Consider the following 17,769-nt stretch of genomic DNA (forward strand, 5'->3'; position numbering starts at 1 on the left):
ATATAAACCTCAACTGGCTTCTCACGGGCGAGGGTGAAATGTTTTTGAAAAAAGGAGAAATCGTAGATATCAAAGACACTTCACTGCTCAATATTATTCAATTTTTAAAAGATTTTTGGTCTAAAGCTTCAGAAAAAGTTTGGCTTGAAATCCAATTTGAAAAATGCTTTCCTGAATTCAGGGAATGGCTTTTAGAAAAAGAGCAAGAATCCACCAAAAAATCTATCGCAAATCAAAAATAACCTTTTAAACATTTATAAACAAAACCTTTCCTTTTTAAAATTGTAAACCAAGATTCTGTAATAAGAAAAAAAATTGCAATTTTTAAACCACTTTTCCAAAATCCAGTTTACAAATCTAACTCAGTATTTTCAATACTCCAACATATCTCCCATATTCTATCTTGTAAACTTTTTAATTGGGTTTAACACTCACAGCGCAAACTTTTTCAACTTTACTTTCAAAATCTTTCAACTTAAGCATTAATAACCTCGTGTATTATAGCTAAATATCTATCCACAATAAGCTTTTCGTCAAACTCTTCAAGCACAATCTGCCTTCCTCTTTTTCCCATCTTTCTCTTTTTCTCATCTGATAGCTGTAAAAATTTTATCATGCCCTCAGCAAGGGAGAAAGGATCTTTTGGTTTTACAAGGAAGCCGTTTTCTCTGTCCTTGCAAACTTCTCTGCATCCAACTGTATCTGTGGTTATGATAGGCTTTTCCATAGAGGCAGCTTCAAGAAGGACTCTTGGGATACCTTCTCGGTAGGAAGGAAGGACTACAGCATCTGCTTGAGCTATGAAAGGTCTTACATCTTGATGAACTCCCATATATTTTATTATTCCTCTTTTTTCCAAATCGCGCACATATTCTTCTGGTACACTTGCTGGATTTCCTATGTCAAAGGGACCAAGAAGCCAAAGTTCAACCTCATATCCCTTTTTCTTTAAAATCTTTCCTGCTTCAACGAACTCTTTTACTCCTTTATCCCACAAAAGACGAGAGATCATAAGAAACACAGGTTTTTGAGTTTGTTTTTCGCAATTCATGGGTTTAAAGTGTTCAGTATTTATTCCTTCACTTTTTATAAGCACTGCTTTTTCTTCATTTATTAACTTTATTTTTAAAAAAGTTAACATGTCCTCTTCATTTAAGAAGATGACATATATGTTAAAAGAAAACGATATTCTATACAGGCTGTTTACCAATTTCTTAAGTAGACCTCCTTTTACATAAACGTATCCAAGCCCAGTGACTACGCTAACACACTTTATACCAAGAAGACCACAGGCAATGGAACTGTATATGTTTGGTTTTATAGTGAAATTAATAACGAGGTCTGGTTTTAGGTTTTTATAAAACCTTAAATATTCGAACAGTAGTTTTATATCCTTTAAAGGGTTTTTTCCTTTTCTATCTAGATGTTTTATCGGATAGAAGTTAAATTCAGATTTTAATTTTTCTGAGTAGTTATCTTCTGGAGCTAAGGTAAAAACATCAAAGCGTTCTTTTTTCAGTCTTCTCATAAGTCCAAGACGGAAGTTATAAAGAGAAAAGGAAGTGTTTGAACTAAGAACTATTTTTTTTGACAAGTTTTATAACCTCTTTTTTACTAAGGATATAAGCTACACTTATAGCGCACATGAACATTATAAAGGCATATCTTTTTCTGTAAATAGGTCCTACATTTGGCTCTGAAAGCACATGAAGCCATATGAAGACTAAACAAATAAGAACTACAAACCAAAGTGCTGGTTCCCTCCTTAGCTTGTAAACCGCCCATGGAAGTACCAAGAGCATGACATATATAAACATTGACTCAAAGGGTGTTATGTAACGCGCTATTGTTCCAGTTGCTGTACCACCTTTAGTAAACCACATATCTGGAAAGGGAGCAAAAAAACCTATTTGAAAAGCTCGTGGTGTGTACTTCACAAAGTCTATCGCAGAATGTGGGATAAAATCGTGGTCAATATTGCCGGGATAGTTTTTAAAGAAATAAATAAATAATTGTCTTGTTTGTGCAAGATTCCAAAAGAGATTATCTATCTTTTCAGGAATGAAAGGTGTTTTTCTCCACTGTACTTGTGTTTGTGTTTGTATTTGTGTTTGTGTTTGTATTTGTGTTTGTGTTTGTGGCAAGAGAGGTGTCATAAGAATTACCACAAGAAACACAGATACAAAACCTTTTATGTTATCTTTATTAATTCTTTGATGTTTTATAAACCAGTAAAAAGTATATATAAAAATTACAGAAAACAGGGAAAAAAGCATATACCTTAACGGTATGAGCATATGGGGTCTTGCAAGATACAACAAAAGTATCCCAGCCATGTTAGAAAAGAAGGCATAAACAGGTCTATTTTTAAAGGTCAAAACTACTCCTAAGAATATAAAGTAGATGCCTGCTATATAAAGACCATCTCTATGTATCTGAGAAGTCCAGGTTAAGGATGAGGGAAACACAAGGAAAGGTAAACATGCTAAAACCAAATACTTTCTTTTTAAATTAAAAAACTCAAGGATCCTTATGAGAAGAAGAAAGGCAATAGCATGAAAGAAAGCATTATAAAAGAGCATTATCCACGGTTTTTTAATACCTGTAAAAGCATAGAAAAAGGCTGTTATACCAGCCATAACTTGGTAGTGAGGTTCGGGCTTTAGACTCCATGCGCTCCAACCTTCCTTTTCTATCTTGCTGACTACCTCTAAGGCGTCTTTATGAAACTCAATCCAGTCACCTCCTACCATAAGTCCTTCTCCCCAGTGAGCTTGTGGGAAGATGTATGAAAGTATTACAAACTGGATGGCAAAACCAGCAAGAAGGGTGTAAAGGTACGCAAAAAGAAAAGTCTTAAGATAGAATTTCATGTAAAACCCTTCTCCACTCTTGAACTATTTTCTCTATGTGAAAATCTAAAGCCCTTTCTTTAGCTTTCTGTGAGTAGCTTTCCCTTAACCTTTCATCTTCTAAAAGCTGTTTTATTGTTTCTACCCATGTAGCTTCTTCGTGGGTAAGTGGCTCTGTATTCAAAAATTTTACCTCAAAAACAGGCATAAGAACTCCAAACTTGGCAAATTCTGGTACTTTCGTCTGAAAGGTATAGTCTGTATCTGGTGCAAGTATCTCTCTTGGTCCACTTCTACAATCAGAAGAAACCACAGGCACACCACAAGCCATAGCCTCAACTAAAACATTGCCAAAGCCTTCCCACAGAGAAGGAAACACAAAAAGCCTTGCCCTTGAGATGTACTTAAAGGGATTTTGTCTAAAACCCATAAAGTAAACATCATAGCCTTCATTTGGATGGCTTTTATCCCATACGTAAGTTTTTAGACCGAGCTTTTCAGATAGCTTTGTAAGATATTCCTTTAGCTCTCCATCACCCAAAATTAAAAGCTTTATATCTGGAAAGTCCTTCTTTAGTTCTCTAAAGATCCTCAAAAGATGCCAGTGAGCTTTCGGTTTAGTTAGCCTTCCAACTGTTATCAGGTATGGAGATACATAGCTATCGCTTATCACTTGGAACTTGCTTGCCAGAATGTGGTCAAAGATATCAAGGATACTTTCGGCTATGAGAAAAAGCAACCTTTCTACCGAGTAGTGTAGCCACCTAGTCTTCATGTAATCCTCAAAGCTCAGCTCTCCTAAATCTAAAAGGTCCCTTCTGTATTCCTTTAGCTTTTCCAATCTCCTGATGAGGCTTTCTTTTCTATAAACCATCTTTGCTTGCCTTTCTGTGCTTTTCAAGGTAAATAACATAATCGTAATAATTTTTCTTGGCTTTGAGCTCATAATCGTTTAGAATGTCTACATCCCTGTAAAAAAGCACTTTGCCATGTTTAATTACTTCAAACTGAAGGATAGGATTAGCCATGTTGAGCCAGATAAGGTCAAGACGGTCAGACCTAAGCTTTATGGTTAGCTCTCCATACAGGTCATAGTAGTCATCCCAGCTAAAATCTTTAGTGGTATAGATAGCTAAATCAAGGTCGGACTCTTTGGTACCTTTGTCTTTAGCTAAAGAACCAAAAAGGTAGACAATAAGGACCTTAGGGTTTTTCCTTAGAACTTCTTCGCTTGTCTTTACTACTAAATCAGGAGGCATATCAATGGGTTTTGTCCCTTTCCACCTTTCTCTGACACCCAAGGCTTAACCCCTTTTGAACATTATACAGTAAAGACTGCAAAAGGTAAAGAATGGCTCTCACTAGTATATCGCATTTTGGACATTCGTATTTTTATATTTCTGGTTGTTATATGGACTTGTGTAGGGTTTAGTGTGGTTCTCAACCTAAGTTTCACAAATTCGGTAAATGGCGTAATCTTGAGCGTTCTTTATCTGTTTGGCTTTATTTAAGCCTTCTTCTAAGGCCTTGAGAACCTTTTCAAAATCTTCTAAGAGCTTTGCAAATCTATCCAGAGAATCCCCTCCTTGAGTATTTCCTCTTTCATTTTTCAGAAGCCTTTTCAAAAGACACAAAATTTACTTTCTGAGAAAGAAAAGACTCCGATAAGGGCTTTAAGCTCGAGAAGTTCGTCGCTATGTCTTCTTCTAAGATAAATGCTTAATCTATGTCAGATTAATATAGCATAAAACTAAATCATCTGGCGTATAGGACCAGATGACATCTTAGCATCTTCTAACAAAATTTTTAACAAAATTTCTTACTTTTTGAACTCAAAAGGCAACTCCTTTAGCCTCGTTTTTATTCTCGCATATTCTTGCAATTTTTTGTAGTTCAATAAACAAGTTTAGTGAATTTTTAGTTGTCAAGTTTTCTTAAAAGACAAAAGGATAGTCCGCAAAGTACCATATATCCAAAAAAGGTTCCAAGACAGATACCAATAATGCCAAGCTTTAGGACCACAACAAAGAAGTAATTAAAAAAAATATTTCCTATTATACCTACCAATGCTATAAAAAAGACAGCTTCTAATTTATTTTTTATTTGAAAAGTTCTGTAAAAAACTGGCCAGAGAAAAGCTAAAGGTAAGGAAAGGGCATAAAATCTTGTTGCAGTGGCGGTGAGAGAGACATCTGTTTTAGTGAAAGCTCCATATCCAAAAAAAAGACTTACAAGTATATCTGAAAAAACAAAGAAAAAAAGAGCAAAAACGCTTCCAAGTAAGATAAGCTTTTTGGTATAAAAAATTAATTTTTCCCATGCACCTCCTACTTCTGAAAGAGAAGTTATAGCTATATGCTCAAATTTTATAACTCCCTTTGGCGCGTGAGCAATTAGAAGACCATAGGTAAGAGCAGAAACTCCTTTTTCTCCCAAAAGAGATCCAAAGACTCTATCAACAAGTATATAAAGATAAAAAACACTATAAACTGCTGTAAGATAGAAAAGATGCTTTAGTAAAAGTCGCACGTTTTCATCCATGTAAAATTTAAATTTTATATGCTCTCGTGCCGTATACACCATATACAGAGTTGCTAAAAACTGAGACAAAGAGAAACTGATGGGTAAAACCCTATAATCTCTAAAAAAGTAAAGTCCTATAGCCATAAAAACGAAACTAAAAAAGGAAAAGATAAACTCTCCCATAAAATAAATCGTAAACCTTCTTAAACTTCTCAAAATCGCTCCAAAATGATGAAAGAAGAAGGAGAAAAACAGATAAGGAAGAAGCAACAGGTAAGATTCTTTTGTATAGTAAATCGCCTCTTTTTTAAAGCCAAAGGGAACCTTAAGAAGGACAGGGAAAAAAACGATAGCCAATAAGGTAAGGGAACAAGCTAAGATTGTGGTAAAAGTCAGTAAAAGCCCTGCTAATTTTTCAAATTCTTCCTGGTTTTTTAGTCTTACTGAAACAAGATTAGGCACTCCTATTGAGTCAAAAACATCGACAAAGATCATGAAAACTCCAAGCAAAGATAAAGCCATAAAAAAAGCATCGGTTTGATAGGAAAACCCAAGAAGAATCGCTATGGCTAAATTTTTTAAATAACCAAAACCTCGTGCAAGTAGATTGATAAAAGAACTTCTTAAAACCGCATCAAAAACCATCTCTGGCTTCGAAAAATCAAAAAGAGTTTTCCAGAAAAGAAGTTTCATGTTTTGGTTTTAAACCTACCTGTAGATTTAATTAAGCACCGTTATAACTATACCAACTTTAATCCTCAGTTTCAAGAGATTGTCTTTAAATTGTGAATTTAAAGAGTTACCATAGGAAAAAGAGAAGGACCAGGAAAAATTTAAAAAGATATATGCAGCTTTTGGAGTTAATAAACATTTAAAAAATACCATTTTTAAGCTGACATAATTAACAAAAGTGTTAATAATTTATTCTTAATGGATTACTTAAAACTTAGATTATTAAAAGATTTACCTTGCTTTACCTCAAAAGATTTGTCTTATCTTTTTAAATTAAAACCTGAATCGGCTCTGGTGCAGCTTTCAAGATATGTAAAAAAGGGGATTTTTATAAGACTTAAAAAAGACCTATACATTCTTAGAGAGCGGTGGGATAGTAATCACGCTACCGATTTTTACAAAATAGCTAACATTTTACAAGTTCCTTCTTATATTTCTTTAACGACTGCGCTTTCTTTTTACGAGGTAACTACCCAAGTTCAAATTAAATATTTTGAATCTGTTTGTCAAAAAAGAACAGCAAGATATGAAATAGAAGGAGCGATTTTTAATTTTTACAAAATAAAACCTGACCTTTATTTTGACTTTGTAAAAATTCCGCAAGGAGATTTTTTCATAGCAACTAAAGAGAAGGCTTTTCTTGATGCACTTTATCTTTATTCTTTTGGAAAATATACCTTTGACATTGACTCTATCGATTTTTCTAAGCTTGATTTAAAAAGAATCAAAAAACTTATTAAAGTATTTCCTGAAAGAACCCAAGCTACTTTTCGTAAACTATGCAAGACCTGATAAAGCAAGAACAGTTTGAGATAGAAGTTTTGAATAGGCTTAAAAGTGGTAAGTTTTTAGATAAACTTGTTTTTACTGGTGGGACCATGCTTAGGCTTTGCTATGGTTTAAATAGGTTCTCGGTTGATCTTGTTTTCTGGTTAGCCAACAAATTTGATATAGATAATAATTATTTTTCGAAATTAAAGGATTTTCTGATAAAGTATTACGTTGTTAGGGATGCAGCTAACAAGTTTTATACTCTAATTTTTGAAATAAATTCGCAACATTATCCCAGAAGTTTAAAAATTGAGATAAGAAAAAAAGTTGCTAAAAAATATGAATTATCCATTGCTTATAGCAAATATACCAATATCCAAGTTTTGGTAAAAACATTGCCACTTGAAGAACTCATGCAAACAAAATTGGAAGCACTTTTAGATAGACAAGAAATTAGAGATGCCTTTGACCTTGAATTTTTAGTCAAAAAAGGAATTGAACTAAAAACTCCTCCCGAAATCCTAAAAAAGTTCTTGAGGTTATAAACTCTTTTGATAAAAAAGACTATAATGTCAAACTTGGATCGATCTTAGAGCCAGAAGAAAGAAGGTACTATAAAAAAGAAAACTTTAAAATACTTGTAATTGAAGATAAACGAAATAATAAAAACTGAAACCACTGAGTTTTTACTTTCAGAGCCTACCCGTTAGTATTTTTTAAGGATCTAAGTATTACCAGTAGTATTTAATTTTTAGGGCATCAAGGAAACTAAATAGTTCTATTAAAAGTAAACAACACTCTTAACCATTTATAGTTTCAAGAGGTTATCTTTAGATTAAAATTAGAAACAATTAAAAACTTAAGGTTTTGTTTATGTAAGCTTAACCAACCTTAAAATTTTCAGTCCATTCTTGAAAAATTCTTCTTCATAAAAAGTTATCAACGGTAACATGTTTTGAACTAATTCCTCCTTTTTCATCTTCCTTAACGCCTTCTCCCCAAATTTTTCTATTAAATCCCGGTTGACAAGACCCTGGATTAACCTTTCCAAAAAAACCTCATTGTTATAGTCCTCTATCAGCTCATTTATGCCTTATTCTTCAAGATATCCTTCTGTTAAGTAATATATCTCATCATCCTCGTAATATCTAATATGACCATCCATACCAAACTCTTCATTAAAAGAAAAATATATACTGAAGCAGTTCTTCAAACTCTTCAATCTCATCCTCAAGTCGATAAAAATTTGCCATCCAATTCCCAAAGTAAAGTAAGTTAACAAGTTGTTTGTTTCTAAAGCCTTTTTTGGAAACTCCTTCCTTCTTAATTTTGAGTTTAACTTTATCATTTTTACCAGGAGAGGGAGCCCTTTACCCAAAAAATTTAGACACAATTAATGAAACACTCCTTAAAAATTCAATGAATTAAATATAAAAAGTTAGAGATCAACCCCTGATCAACCATTCCCGGACGGGGAGAAGCTGAAGTTCTATTCCTTCACAGGTTTTTACTCCTTTCTGGTCAAAAGTTATGGTAGTTGCGGATTTTAAGCCAAGATGGTACACGGCCTCTAAAGCGCCAGTTATTTCTCTCTTTTCATTCTCAGGAGTTAATTCCCAACAAACCTGATAGACCTTAAATTCACCCTCTTTCACCGCGATAAAATCACATTCTGATTTATGCTGAAAATAATACAAATCGTAGCCTCTTCGCCTGAGCTCTATAAAAACTATATTTTCTAAAACCCTACCTAAATCCGGAGAAGTTACTCTTTTGCATAACCCCGTATCAACAAGATAGATTTTGGCAGGATTCCGTAACCTTTTATAACTTGATTCTGAAAAAAGCCGAACTTCATAGACAAGCAGACTATCAAGAAAGTAGTGGTAGTAAGTGAAAAGAGTATCTTTTGAAAAAGAAAACTTATCTTTAAACTGTTTGTAAAAAGCGGTTAAAGAAAATTTGGTAGAATAATTTGTGAAAAGTTTATCCCATAATGCTTCAAAGAGCGGTATATTTTTAATTTTATATTTTTCTACAAAATCTCGAAAAAACATCGCACTTAAGTAATCTTTAATTATTTTCCGTTTTTCAAACTCAGTAGTAGCTAAAACTACCTCCGGAAAGCCCCCAAATCTTAGATACTCCTCCAGACAGGCTTGCAAAAGAATTTTCCTTTTTCCGAAGAAAAGTTTCTTTTCTTCAGGGTCAAGACCCTTAGTCCTCAAAAACTCCTGGAAGGAAAAAGGGAAAACTTCTACGCTCCAAAGTCTTCCTCTTAATGCAGTATGGATGGCTTTAGGGATTATCTGAGAAGAAGATCCAGCACAAAAAACTGCTATATTTTCCTTTTCTACCAATCTTCTAACAAATTTTTCCCAGCCAGATATAACTTGAATTTCATCAAACAAAAAAAGAACTTTTTTAGCATCAAGAAGATGTGGATTAAGTTCAAAAAAAGCCTCTTTAATCTTATCTAAATCTTCAAGAGTTAACCCGACCAGACGTTCATCTTCAAAATCTATGTAAAGTGAATGCTCAGGAAATTTCCTAAAAAGATGATAAAGAAGATGGGTTTTACCTACCCTTCGGACACCATAAAAAACCACCACCTTTTTTAAATCCAAGGAAGGAAGAGAAATATTTTCTCTTTCGTAAAGCTCAAGTAATCCTTGTAGAATAAACTTTTCATTCTCTACAATAACTTCTTTAATAGTCTCTTTGCTAACCATAAAATAAAAAATCTGTCCTTTTATTAAGGATAATTTTAATTATTTTCGTTCTTTTTTCAAGGATAATTTTAACATTTTTTATCCTTTTTAAAAGGATAATTTTTGAGATTGAAAAAAATAATTTTAATAAAGGGAGCAGGGCGAGAAAGATTGAGGTATTCAAAATATTTTCGAGGATGAAAAAAAGTTTTTAAGATTTTAAAAGTTTTAGTATGCTTTTTGCAAATTCTTCTGCTGCTTGAGGACCAGAGCCTGTAACTACTTTTCCATCAACTTCTACAGTTTTCCCTGTATATTTGGCTCCTTTTTCTTCTAAAACCTTACCTTCTGAGCTCCATACGGTTGCTCTTTTACCTTTTAATACTCCTGCTTCAGCTAATATTCTGGGAGCAAGACAAATCGCTCCTAAAACTTTTCCCTGAGAACCAGTTTCTTTCGCAATTTTATGTGCTTTAGTATTATGAAAATATTCTTGAGCTCCTATACCTCCTACAAAAACGATGGCATCATAATCTTTTACCTCTACCTGATCAAGTAAAATCTGAGGTGTTACCACAGCCCCAAGTATCCCCTTAGCCGGCTTTAAAGAAGAGGAAGCTATCACTACCTCATAACCCTCTTTTTCAAAGAGTTTCTTAGGGATTAACAACTCCTCATCCCTAAAATTTTGATGAGCAATAATCATTAGGATTTTTTTAGAATTTTTAGCCAAAACTGAACCAGAAACAAGTAAAACCAGAGGGATTAAAAATAAAAACGATTTTAGTGCACCCATCGCCCCTCCCCCTCTTTTTTTATTTCTAATAATAATTTTTAAACAAATTCTTTCTAAGAATTCAATAGAGATTTACTTGGTTGATAAAAATTTGCAGAACAAAGGCTTCTAAATTTTGAAGGTCAAAAACCTACCAAAAACTTACAAAACTTGCTAAATTTTGTCTGGTTGAAACACTGCTGAAAATGTTTGAGAAGGTAATAAAAGGGAGTATAAAGAGTACCTGATGAAACTTATTACAGGAACTTAGTTGATGGCTGGGGGAGGAGGACTCGAACCTCCACTCGTGGATCCAGAGTCCACTGTCCTGCCAATTAGACGATCCCCCAACCGTCTGTCTAAATAAAACTTAAAATATTTTATGGTTTTGTCAATAGGTCAGGTTTTAAAATAAAAGGCTAAGGTTATCGTCCTTTTTGACCTAAGTCAAAGAAAAATCTTTTTTCTAACTTATTTTATTTTCTATAAAAATTTAAAAAAGGAGGTGCAAAGATGTTTTGTAACCAGTGCGAACAAACCGCAGGAGGCAAGGCCTGTACAGTAAAAGGGGTATGTGGCAAAAACCCAGAAGTTGACCTTTTACAGGACTTACTGATTTACAACCTGGCCGGTCTTTCAGAGGCCTATCTTTTGGCTCAACCTAAAGGATATCACGACCCAGAAGTAGACTTTTTCATCTTGGAAGGAATGTTTGCAACCCTAACTAACGTTAATTTTGACCCTGAAAGAATTAAAGCTTACATCGAAGAATCCTCTGCCTTAACAGAAAAAATCGAAAACACCTACCAGGTAAAGTCCTCGTTTGACAAAATCCCTACAGCAAGCATGGATGAGTTGATAAACCTTGCTAAAGAATATGAAATAGACCCTAAGTTTAAAGAAGTTTGGGGAGAGGACATCTTTTCGCTTAAACTCTGTGTGCTCTATGGTTTAAAAGGGATTGCTGCCTACGCCTATCATTCCCATAAACTTGGGGGGTGGGACCAAGAGGTTTATCGCAAGTTTAAACAGCTTTTGGTAGACGTTTATAAGGAAAAAGGAGACTTAGAGGCCTGGGTTAAAAGGGCTTTAGAGGTAGGAGAGTTAAACCTTAAAGTTATGGAACTTCTCGATAAAGCAAACACCCAAGCCTTTGGCCATCCTGTGCCTACCAAAGTGCCTCTTGGCACCAAAGCTGGCAAAGCTATCCTTGTTTCTGGACACGATTTAAAGGACCTCTATGAATTGCTTAAACAGACCGAAGGAAAGGGTATCTACCTCTATACCCATGGGGAGATGCTCCCTGCTCATGGCTATCCTGAGCTTAAAAAATTTCCTCATCTATACGGTAATTATGGAACTGCCTGGCAAAACCAGCAAAAAGAGTTTGTTAACTTTCCTGGACCTATCGTTATGACTACCAACTGCCTTATGCCTCCTAAGGAAGAATACAAAGACAGAGTTTTTACCTTAGGTCCGGTTGGGTTCTCAGGGGTAACTCATATAAAGGGTAAAGACTTTTCTGCGGTAATCGAAAAAGCCCTTTCTATGCCTGGGTTTACCGAAGACAATCCAGGGAAAGAGGTTATGGTTGGATTTGCCAGAAACGCAGTACTTTCTGTAGCAGACAAGGTAATAGAACTGGTTAAAGCAGGAAAAATTAAACATTTCTTCCTGGTAGGTGGCTGTGATGGGGCTAAACCAGGTCGTAACTACTACACCAAGTTTGTAGAAATAGTTCCTCAGGATGCCGTTATCCTCACCCTTGCTTGCGGAAAATACAGATTTTACGATAAAGACCTGGGAGATATCGAAGGTATACCGAGGCTTTTAGACATAGGGCAATGTAATGATGCCTATTCTGCCATTCAGATAGCCTTGGCTATGAGTCAGGCTTTTGGAGTAGGGGTAAACGAGCTTCCTCTTTCTTTGGTGGTCTCCTGGTATGAGCAAAAAGCAGTAGCCATCTTGCTTACCCTCTTATACCTTGGGATTAAAAACATCTTTCTTGGTCCAAGTTTGCCTGCCTTTCTGTCTGAAAACGTACTATCCTTCTTAGCAGAAAACTATAATATAAGGCTTATCTCAGAGCCTGAAAAAGACCTGAGCTTGATGCTAAAGGCTTAAAATTACAAAACTAATGCTTATTCTGTTGAGATCTTTAATCCTATATAGAGGAAGGAATTTACTTCCTTCCTCTATTTTTTATGTCTTTATTACCCAATCTTACCGATGAGACAGAGACCCAGGAGAGAACAAAAGGCTCTGGTTTGGGAAGTTTCACACTTCAAAAATTTATCCAGAGGAGTTAGTTACTTATACGTCATAGCTTGACTGAAAAGGCAAGCAATTCATCTTTCCAATGTCTTATTTCTATCTTGAGCCTTTTACATATTTTATCATTGCTCATTACAGAAAAACGTGGTCTTTTTGCAGGAAGATTAAAATCAGCCTGATAGGCTGGATAGATGAACTTTTTTATGCCTCTTAGTCTCAGATACTCCCTTGCCCATTCAAAGCGAGATGTATAACCAGAGTTTACAAGGTGGTAAAGCCCGGTAAGACCTTGTTCTATGGCTTTTAATGTTACCTCTACAATAGTTCTTGTCGATGTTGGCACTGAAAACTCATCGCAGGCTATTCTGAGATATTCTTGCGTTTGAGCCCACTGAGAAAGTTTATAAAGAAAGTTTTGTTTGCCTTCTCCATATACCCAGCTTGTGCGGAAAATGAGATAGTTTTCCATTTGTTCCTGAATAAAGTGTTCTCCAAAAAGCTTACTTTTACCGTATTCATTTAAAGGATTTGGGCTGTCTTCTTCTGAGTACAAGCCTTCTTTTTTGCCATCAAAGACATAGTCTGTGGAGTAGTGAATAAGAAATGCCTTATATTTTTCACAAGCTTGGGCAAGATTTTTTGGCCCATTTGCATTAACTCTGTATGCAAGCTCTTTTTCTTCCTCTGCTTTGTCCACCTGATTGTAGGCAGAGCAGTTTATGACAATCTCAGGCCGAAAGCTTTCAAATACATCCATTACCTGTTCAAGGTTACTAACATCAAGCTTTTCTTTACCAAGGGCAAGAACTGTGTAATCGCTTTCTTTCAAAGCTTTAACAAACTCACTTCCAAGCTGTCCCTTTGCACCGGTAATGAGAATTTTCATCCATACACCCTTTTCCAATACTCTTTTAATTCCTCTACTTTCCTAAAAAGCCAGGTTTTATTGTCCATATACCATTTAACTGTTCTTTCTATACCTTCTTCAAAAGAAGTCTTTGGCTTCCAACCACATTCTTCCATGATCTTTTCATAACTTGAGCTGTATCGATAGTCATGGCCTGGACGATCCTTTACAAATTTTATAAGCTCCTCAGATTTTCCAACCATATTTAGTATTGCTTTGACAACATCTATGTTTCTTCGTTCCTCTCCACTTGCTATATTGTATACCTCCCCGATCCTTCCTTTTTCAAGTATGCTTAGTATTGCCTCTGCACAATCCTCTACATAAAGCCACTCTCTCACATTTGAGCCATCTCCATAAACTGGCACCGGCTCATTTAATAATGCCTTTGCTATAACTACTGGAATTAATTTCTCTGGATACTGCCATGCTCCATAGTTGTTTGAGGGTCTTGCTGTGATTACCGGTAATCCATAGGTTCTATAGTATACTCTTCCAAGCATATCTGCTGAGGCTTTACTTGCTGAATATGGTGAGTTTGGATTCAGCGGAGACTGCTCTGTAAATTTCCCTTCTTTGCCAAGTTCTCCATATACTTCGTCTGTTGATATGTTTATGAATTTTTCTATTCCAACTGTTCTACTTACTTCAAGAAGATTGTATGTGCCTACTATGTTTGAGTTTAAGAATTCATAGGGGTTAAGGATACTTCTGTCTACATGAGACTCAGCTGCAAAATGAACCACTGCCTGAGGCTTTTCTTTTTCAAAGACTTCTTTTAAGCTTTCTAAATCTACTATGTCAACTCTGTAAAAGGCTATTCTGTCTGATACTTCACTTAGTCTTTCTAAATCCCCTGCATATGTAAGTTTGTCCACAACTGCAACAGAGTAGCCAAGCCTTACAGCCTGCCTTACAAACTCGCTCCCTATAAATCCTGCTCCACCTGTAATAAGTAGCTTCATAAATTTATTTACTCATAAACAAAATTATTTTCAGCATCTTTAAACAGAGGCAGTTTTGCATCTTTTTCTGAAAGGATTGGATTACTAAAAGGCCAATCTATGGCAAGTGCTTGATCATTCCACAGTATTCCCCTTTCTAAGGCTGGATCATACTCTTCTGTACATTTGTAGATAATTTCACTGTCCTCCAAAGCAACAAATCCATGGGCAAACCCAGGTGGTATCCAGAGCATTAGTCTGTTTTCTTCGGAAAGCAACTCTCCCACCCATCTTCCATACCAGGGCGAGCCTTTTCTTATGTCAACTGCAACATCCCATACTTTTCCCTTTATACAGCGAACAAGCTTTCCCTGAGCTTTTGGTTTTAGTTGATAGTGTAGTCCCCGCAAAACTCCCTTCTTTGAGTATGAGTGATTGTCCTGAATAAAGCTATATTTTATTCCGTTTATTTCAAACTCTGTTGCTTTATAAACTTCCATAAAAAATCCCCGTTCATCAATAAATACCTTCGGCTCAACCAGTATCACATCAGGAATCTCAAGCTTTCTAAAAGAAAAGGGCATGTCTTATTATTCCTCTGCCAATTTTCTAAGATACTTCCCATACTCGGTCTTTTTCAAAGGCTCTGCCAGTTTAAGAAGTTGTGTTCTGTCTATCCAGCCATTTCTATACGCTATCTCCTCTATACAGCCTATCATTAACCCTGTCTTTTTCTCAATTGTTGCTACAAACTCTCCCGCCTCAAGAAAACTATCATGAGTTCCTGCATCAAACCACGCAAAACCTCTGCCTAAAAGTTTAACCTTAAGCTTTCCTCTTTTCAAGTATTCTTCATTAACACTTGTTATTTCAAGCTCACCTCTACGAGACGGTTGTACTGATTTTGCTATCTCAACAGCCTCAGCGTCGTAAAAATACATCCCAACTACTGCATAGTTTGACTTTGGTTTTTTAGGCTTCTCCTCAAGGGATAAAACTTTACCAGACTTATCAAATTCAACTACTCCAAATCTCTCTGGGTCTGGCACATAGTAAGCAAACACACACGCACCACCATCTTTTTCTACCTCTTCTTTTGCTGAAAGCATTATTTTAGGAAGATCATGCCCGAAAAATATGTTGTCTCCAAGCATGTAGAGTATACAATTCTGGTTTTTTAGATATGGTTCTGCCAGGATAAGTCCTTCCGCAAGTCCTCTTGGTCTTTCCTGAATCACATAATCTATTCTCATCCCAAGATGGGAACCATCACCTAAAAGCCTTTTGAAGTTTTCTACATCTTGAGGATTAACTACCAGAATCGTTTCTCTTATTCCGATAAGCATACTTAGAGACAAAGGGTAGTCAATCATAGGTTTATTGTAGATGGGAAGAAGATGTTTGTTAACAACGTGGGTAACTGGATAAAGCCTTGTTCCAGAACCTCCAGCAAGGATAACGGATTTCATCTTTTTCCTCCCTGAAAATTAAAATTCATTCCCTTTGCTTTAAGCTTTAAGATAGATATGAGTTTCAACGGGCTTCCACCAGTGGATATCTCAGGTATGACATCTATAGTTTTTGTATTCCTGCTTGTTGTAAGGGTCTGTATAAGTTTCGGTCTGTGCATCTACAGTAGTCTGGTATATAGGACAGGCTTGCATTTTCCATCTCCATTATAATAGGTTATATTATACCAAAAATTTTCTAATACCATAGACCAACCACCATACACCCAGGTAACTCCAGAACTTCCACAATATAAACCTTATCTTCCTTAGATTCATAATTCACCACCTCCTAAAATTAAGACATCTCCCTTCTAAAACTTTCTTCTGAGGTTTTTGTTATAACAAAAAGGTCTAAATCAGAAGTTAATCCCTCCTCATCCCTGGCAAATGAGCCAAAGACGATAAATGCCTAAAGATTTTTTCAAAAATCCAAGGCAAAAAATAAGTGAACTTGACTTACGGCCACAGTTTTTTTACTATCCTTTGGTCATAAATCATAACCATTTGCCTTTTATGTCGTTGAAAAATCCCTATGTAGACGTTAAAATTAAATAATAAAACAAATATTTCAAAAAATTGAGGCATATATCCATGGAAGGAGCCCTTGTTGAACTTTATCAGGCTTTAGAAAAGCTTGATCCAAGAACACGAAGGGCTTTCCTCTTATTGATGAAAGTATTTGATAAAATGGTCACCAAGGAAGACTTCCGGGAGTTGAAGGAAGAGGTAGCTAATCTTACAAAAAGGGTAAACACCCTTTCCAAGGTAGTCGAAAAACTTGCTGAAGCCCAGATAAAAACTGAAAAAGAGGTTGAAAAGCTTGCGGAGGCAGTGAGGAAGCTGTTTGAAGAACATAAAAAAACCAAGAGAACAGCTCGGAGGTCTTGCCCATGCGGTAGGCTATACTCTTGAAAATGAAGCTTACAAATTTCTCCCCAAACTCCTTAAAGACAACTTTGGTTTTGAAGTAGAGGGGGACCTCATCATGGACTTTATAGAGGATAGAGGTTAAACCAAATGAATATGTGGAGGTCAATATCTACGGAAGGGGTAAGTGGAAGGGTAAAGAAGTAGTTATACTTGGGGAGGCCAAAACACAGCTTAAGAAAAAAGATGTGTAGGGAGTTACGTCAAAGAGAAAGGTCTTAAGTTTTATTTTTCTTATCAATTTAAGTAAGAACCTTTTCGTTTGTCTGAGAATTCCTGCAGATAGACTAAATCAGATAGACCGAATTTAATTCAAAGGGAATTTTAAACAACACCTTGAATATCACCTACAGGCCTTTTAATAAAGATTTGCCGAGTTGAGAGATTTAGACTTAAAAACATATTTCTTAGTTATTTTCGAATATCCCTAAGAGGTTAAAAGATTTATTGACACGATCAATCATTTAGAGAGGGCTTATGAAAGAGATTAAGAGTAGGGATAAAGTTATAGAGGTATTTACGGGTAAACACAATTAGATAAACGATATGTCATCAAAATTGACACTTGTCAAGAGAATTGTGTCTCCTTATAAAATCTCTTTACAAACATTTGCCTCAATTCGTATAAAGCAGACTTAATTAAAGGAAGTGGTTTTTGCCATCTCGTTTTCTGAATCCGACTTACTGTTATGTATATCGCAACCTCTGCTGTCTTGATTGATTGAAAATATCCCCCTGTATTTACCCTTATCAGCTCTATCCTGCTATTTATATTCTCAACCACATTCGTCGTGTATATATACCTCCTCACCCCCTCAGGATATTTCTTATAAACAAAA

Annotated in this window: 19 protein-coding genes, 1 tRNA gene and 1 pseudogene; 5 read left to right on the top strand and 16 right to left on the bottom strand. The window is 35.5% G+C overall.

Annotation, left to right across the window (positions count from 1 at the left end; genetic code table 11):
* The coding region (locus G580_RS10555; RefSeq protein ID WP_038041930.1) for a hypothetical protein at positions 1-242 on the top strand (242 nt) is incomplete at its 5' end.
* A gap of 233 nt (positions 243-475) precedes the next feature.
* Here the strand turns inward: G580_RS10555 and G580_RS0108040 are convergent.
* The 6 genes from G580_RS0108040 to G580_RS10565 all read right to left on the bottom strand — a co-directional run bounded on the left by G580_RS0108040 (position 476) and on the right by G580_RS10565 (position 6,068).
* Positions 476-1,594, bottom strand: coding sequence for a glycosyltransferase family 4 protein (locus G580_RS0108040; protein WP_028841732.1), 1,119 nt, complete (start codon positions 1,592-1,594; stop codon positions 476-478).
* Complete coding sequence (locus G580_RS0108045) at positions 1,572-2,873, bottom strand: hypothetical protein (protein ID WP_028841733.1); 1,302 nt, start codon at positions 2,871-2,873, stop codon at positions 1,572-1,574. Before G580_RS0108045 ends, G580_RS0108040 begins: the two co-directional genes overlap by 23 nt.
* The gene (locus G580_RS10560; RefSeq protein WP_051173309.1) at positions 2,857-3,726 is read right to left on the bottom strand and encodes a glycosyltransferase; all 870 of its coding nucleotides are present in this window, start codon (positions 3,724-3,726) and stop codon (positions 2,857-2,859) included. Before G580_RS10560 ends, G580_RS0108045 begins: the two co-directional genes overlap by 17 nt.
* The gene (mntA, locus tag G580_RS0108055) at positions 3,716-4,153 is read right to left on the bottom strand and encodes a type VII toxin-antitoxin system MntA family adenylyltransferase antitoxin (protein WP_022855390.1); all 438 of its coding nucleotides are present in this window, start codon (positions 4,151-4,153) and stop codon (positions 3,716-3,718) included. Before mntA ends, G580_RS10560 begins: the two co-directional genes overlap by 11 nt.
* A 144-nt stretch (positions 4,154-4,297) precedes the next feature.
* The gene (locus tag G580_RS0108060; RefSeq protein WP_022855389.1) at positions 4,298-4,486 is read right to left on the bottom strand and encodes a hypothetical protein; all 189 of its coding nucleotides are present in this window, start codon (positions 4,484-4,486) and stop codon (positions 4,298-4,300) included.
* 283 nt (positions 4,487-4,769) lie between these two features.
* Positions 4,770-6,068 carry a lipid II flippase MurJ gene (locus tag G580_RS10565; protein ID WP_051173310.1) on the bottom strand — a complete coding sequence of 433 codons (1,299 nt, stop codon included), beginning with the start codon at positions 6,066-6,068 and terminating at the stop codon, positions 4,770-4,772.
* Positions 6,069-6,305: 237 nt separating this feature from the next.
* Between G580_RS10565 and G580_RS10570 the strand changes: the two genes are divergently transcribed.
* Positions 6,306-6,899 (top strand): type IV toxin-antitoxin system AbiEi family antitoxin domain-containing protein, encoded by a 594-nt coding sequence (locus G580_RS10570; RefSeq protein ID WP_038041931.1) that lies wholly within the window; start codon positions 6,306-6,308, stop codon positions 6,897-6,899.
* Positions 6,900-6,928: 29 nt separating this feature from the next.
* Positions 6,929-7,423 carry a nucleotidyl transferase AbiEii/AbiGii toxin family protein gene (locus G580_RS0108075; protein WP_169357125.1) on the top strand — a complete coding sequence of 165 codons (495 nt, stop codon included), beginning with the start codon at positions 6,929-6,931 and terminating at the stop codon, positions 7,421-7,423.
* 326 nt (positions 7,424-7,749) lie between these two features.
* Here G580_RS0108075 and G580_RS0108080 read toward each other — a convergent pair whose 3' ends face one another.
* The 4 genes from G580_RS0108080 to G580_RS0108100 all read right to left on the bottom strand — a co-directional run bounded on the left by G580_RS0108080 (position 7,750) and on the right by G580_RS0108100 (position 10,714).
* Positions 7,750-7,929: a hypothetical protein gene (locus tag G580_RS0108080; protein ID WP_028841735.1), complete on the bottom strand. Its 180-nt coding sequence runs from the start codon at positions 7,927-7,929 to the stop codon at positions 7,750-7,752.
* A 394-nt stretch (positions 7,930-8,323) separates the two neighbouring features.
* Complete coding sequence (locus tag G580_RS0108090) at positions 8,324-9,610, bottom strand: ATP-binding protein (RefSeq protein ID WP_028841737.1); 1,287 nt, start codon at positions 9,608-9,610, stop codon at positions 8,324-8,326.
* 190 nt (positions 9,611-9,800) lie between these two features.
* On the bottom strand, positions 9,801-10,385 hold the full coding sequence (locus tag G580_RS0108095) for a DJ-1/PfpI family protein (protein WP_038041933.1): 585 nt from the start codon (positions 10,383-10,385) through the stop codon (positions 9,801-9,803).
* Positions 10,386-10,639: 254 nt separating this feature from the next.
* A tRNA-Gln gene (locus G580_RS0108100) sits at positions 10,640-10,714 on the bottom strand.
* A gap of 163 nt (positions 10,715-10,877) precedes the next feature.
* On the opposite strand from G580_RS0108100, the gene hcp reads away from it, so the two are divergent.
* Positions 10,878-12,491 carry a hydroxylamine reductase gene (gene hcp / locus G580_RS0108105; RefSeq protein ID WP_028841739.1) on the top strand — a complete coding sequence of 538 codons (1,614 nt, stop codon included), beginning with the start codon at positions 10,878-10,880 and terminating at the stop codon, positions 12,489-12,491.
* A gap of 196 nt (positions 12,492-12,687) precedes the next feature.
* Here the strand turns inward: hcp and rfbD are convergent, their stop codons facing one another.
* The 5 genes from rfbD to G580_RS12000 form a co-directional block, all read right to left on the bottom strand.
* Entirely contained in the window at positions 12,688-13,527 is an 840-nt protein-coding gene (gene rfbD, locus G580_RS0108110) for a dTDP-4-dehydrorhamnose reductase (RefSeq protein ID WP_028841740.1), read from the bottom strand.
* A complete protein-coding gene (rfbB, locus tag G580_RS0108115) occupies positions 13,524-14,513 on the bottom strand; it encodes a dTDP-glucose 4,6-dehydratase (protein ID WP_028841741.1) in 990 nt (329 codons plus the stop codon). Before rfbB ends, rfbD begins: the two co-directional genes overlap by 4 nt.
* A gap of 8 nt (positions 14,514-14,521) precedes the next feature.
* Complete coding sequence (rfbC, locus tag G580_RS0108120) at positions 14,522-15,076, bottom strand: dTDP-4-dehydrorhamnose 3,5-epimerase (RefSeq protein WP_028841742.1); 555 nt, start codon at positions 15,074-15,076, stop codon at positions 14,522-14,524.
* Positions 15,077-15,082: 6 nt separating this feature from the next.
* On the bottom strand, positions 15,083-15,961 hold the full coding sequence (rfbA, locus tag G580_RS0108125) for a glucose-1-phosphate thymidylyltransferase RfbA (protein WP_028841743.1): 879 nt from the start codon (positions 15,959-15,961) through the stop codon (positions 15,083-15,085).
* Positions 15,962-16,298: 337 nt separating this feature from the next.
* A complete protein-coding gene (locus G580_RS12000) occupies positions 16,299-16,406 on the bottom strand; it encodes a nucleotidyltransferase domain-containing protein (RefSeq protein WP_083960847.1) in 108 nt (35 codons plus the stop codon).
* Between the two features lie 188 nt (positions 16,407-16,594).
* On the opposite strand from G580_RS12000, the gene G580_RS0108145 reads away from it, so the two are divergent.
* Positions 16,595-16,915 carry a hypothetical protein gene (locus G580_RS0108145; RefSeq protein WP_028841744.1) on the top strand — a complete coding sequence of 107 codons (321 nt, stop codon included), beginning with the start codon at positions 16,595-16,597 and terminating at the stop codon, positions 16,913-16,915.
* A 583-nt stretch (positions 16,916-17,498) separates the two neighbouring features.
* Here the strand turns inward: G580_RS0108145 and G580_RS10575 are convergent.
* A pseudogene (locus G580_RS10575) lies at positions 17,499-17,769 on the bottom strand (IS256 family transposase); the annotation flags it as partial.

The sequence above is a fragment of the Thermodesulfobacterium hveragerdense DSM 12571 genome (assembly GCF_000423845.1).
In the GTDB taxonomy this organism is placed as follows: Bacteria; Desulfobacterota; Thermodesulfobacteria; order Thermodesulfobacteriales; family Thermodesulfobacteriaceae; genus Thermodesulfobacterium; species Thermodesulfobacterium hveragerdense.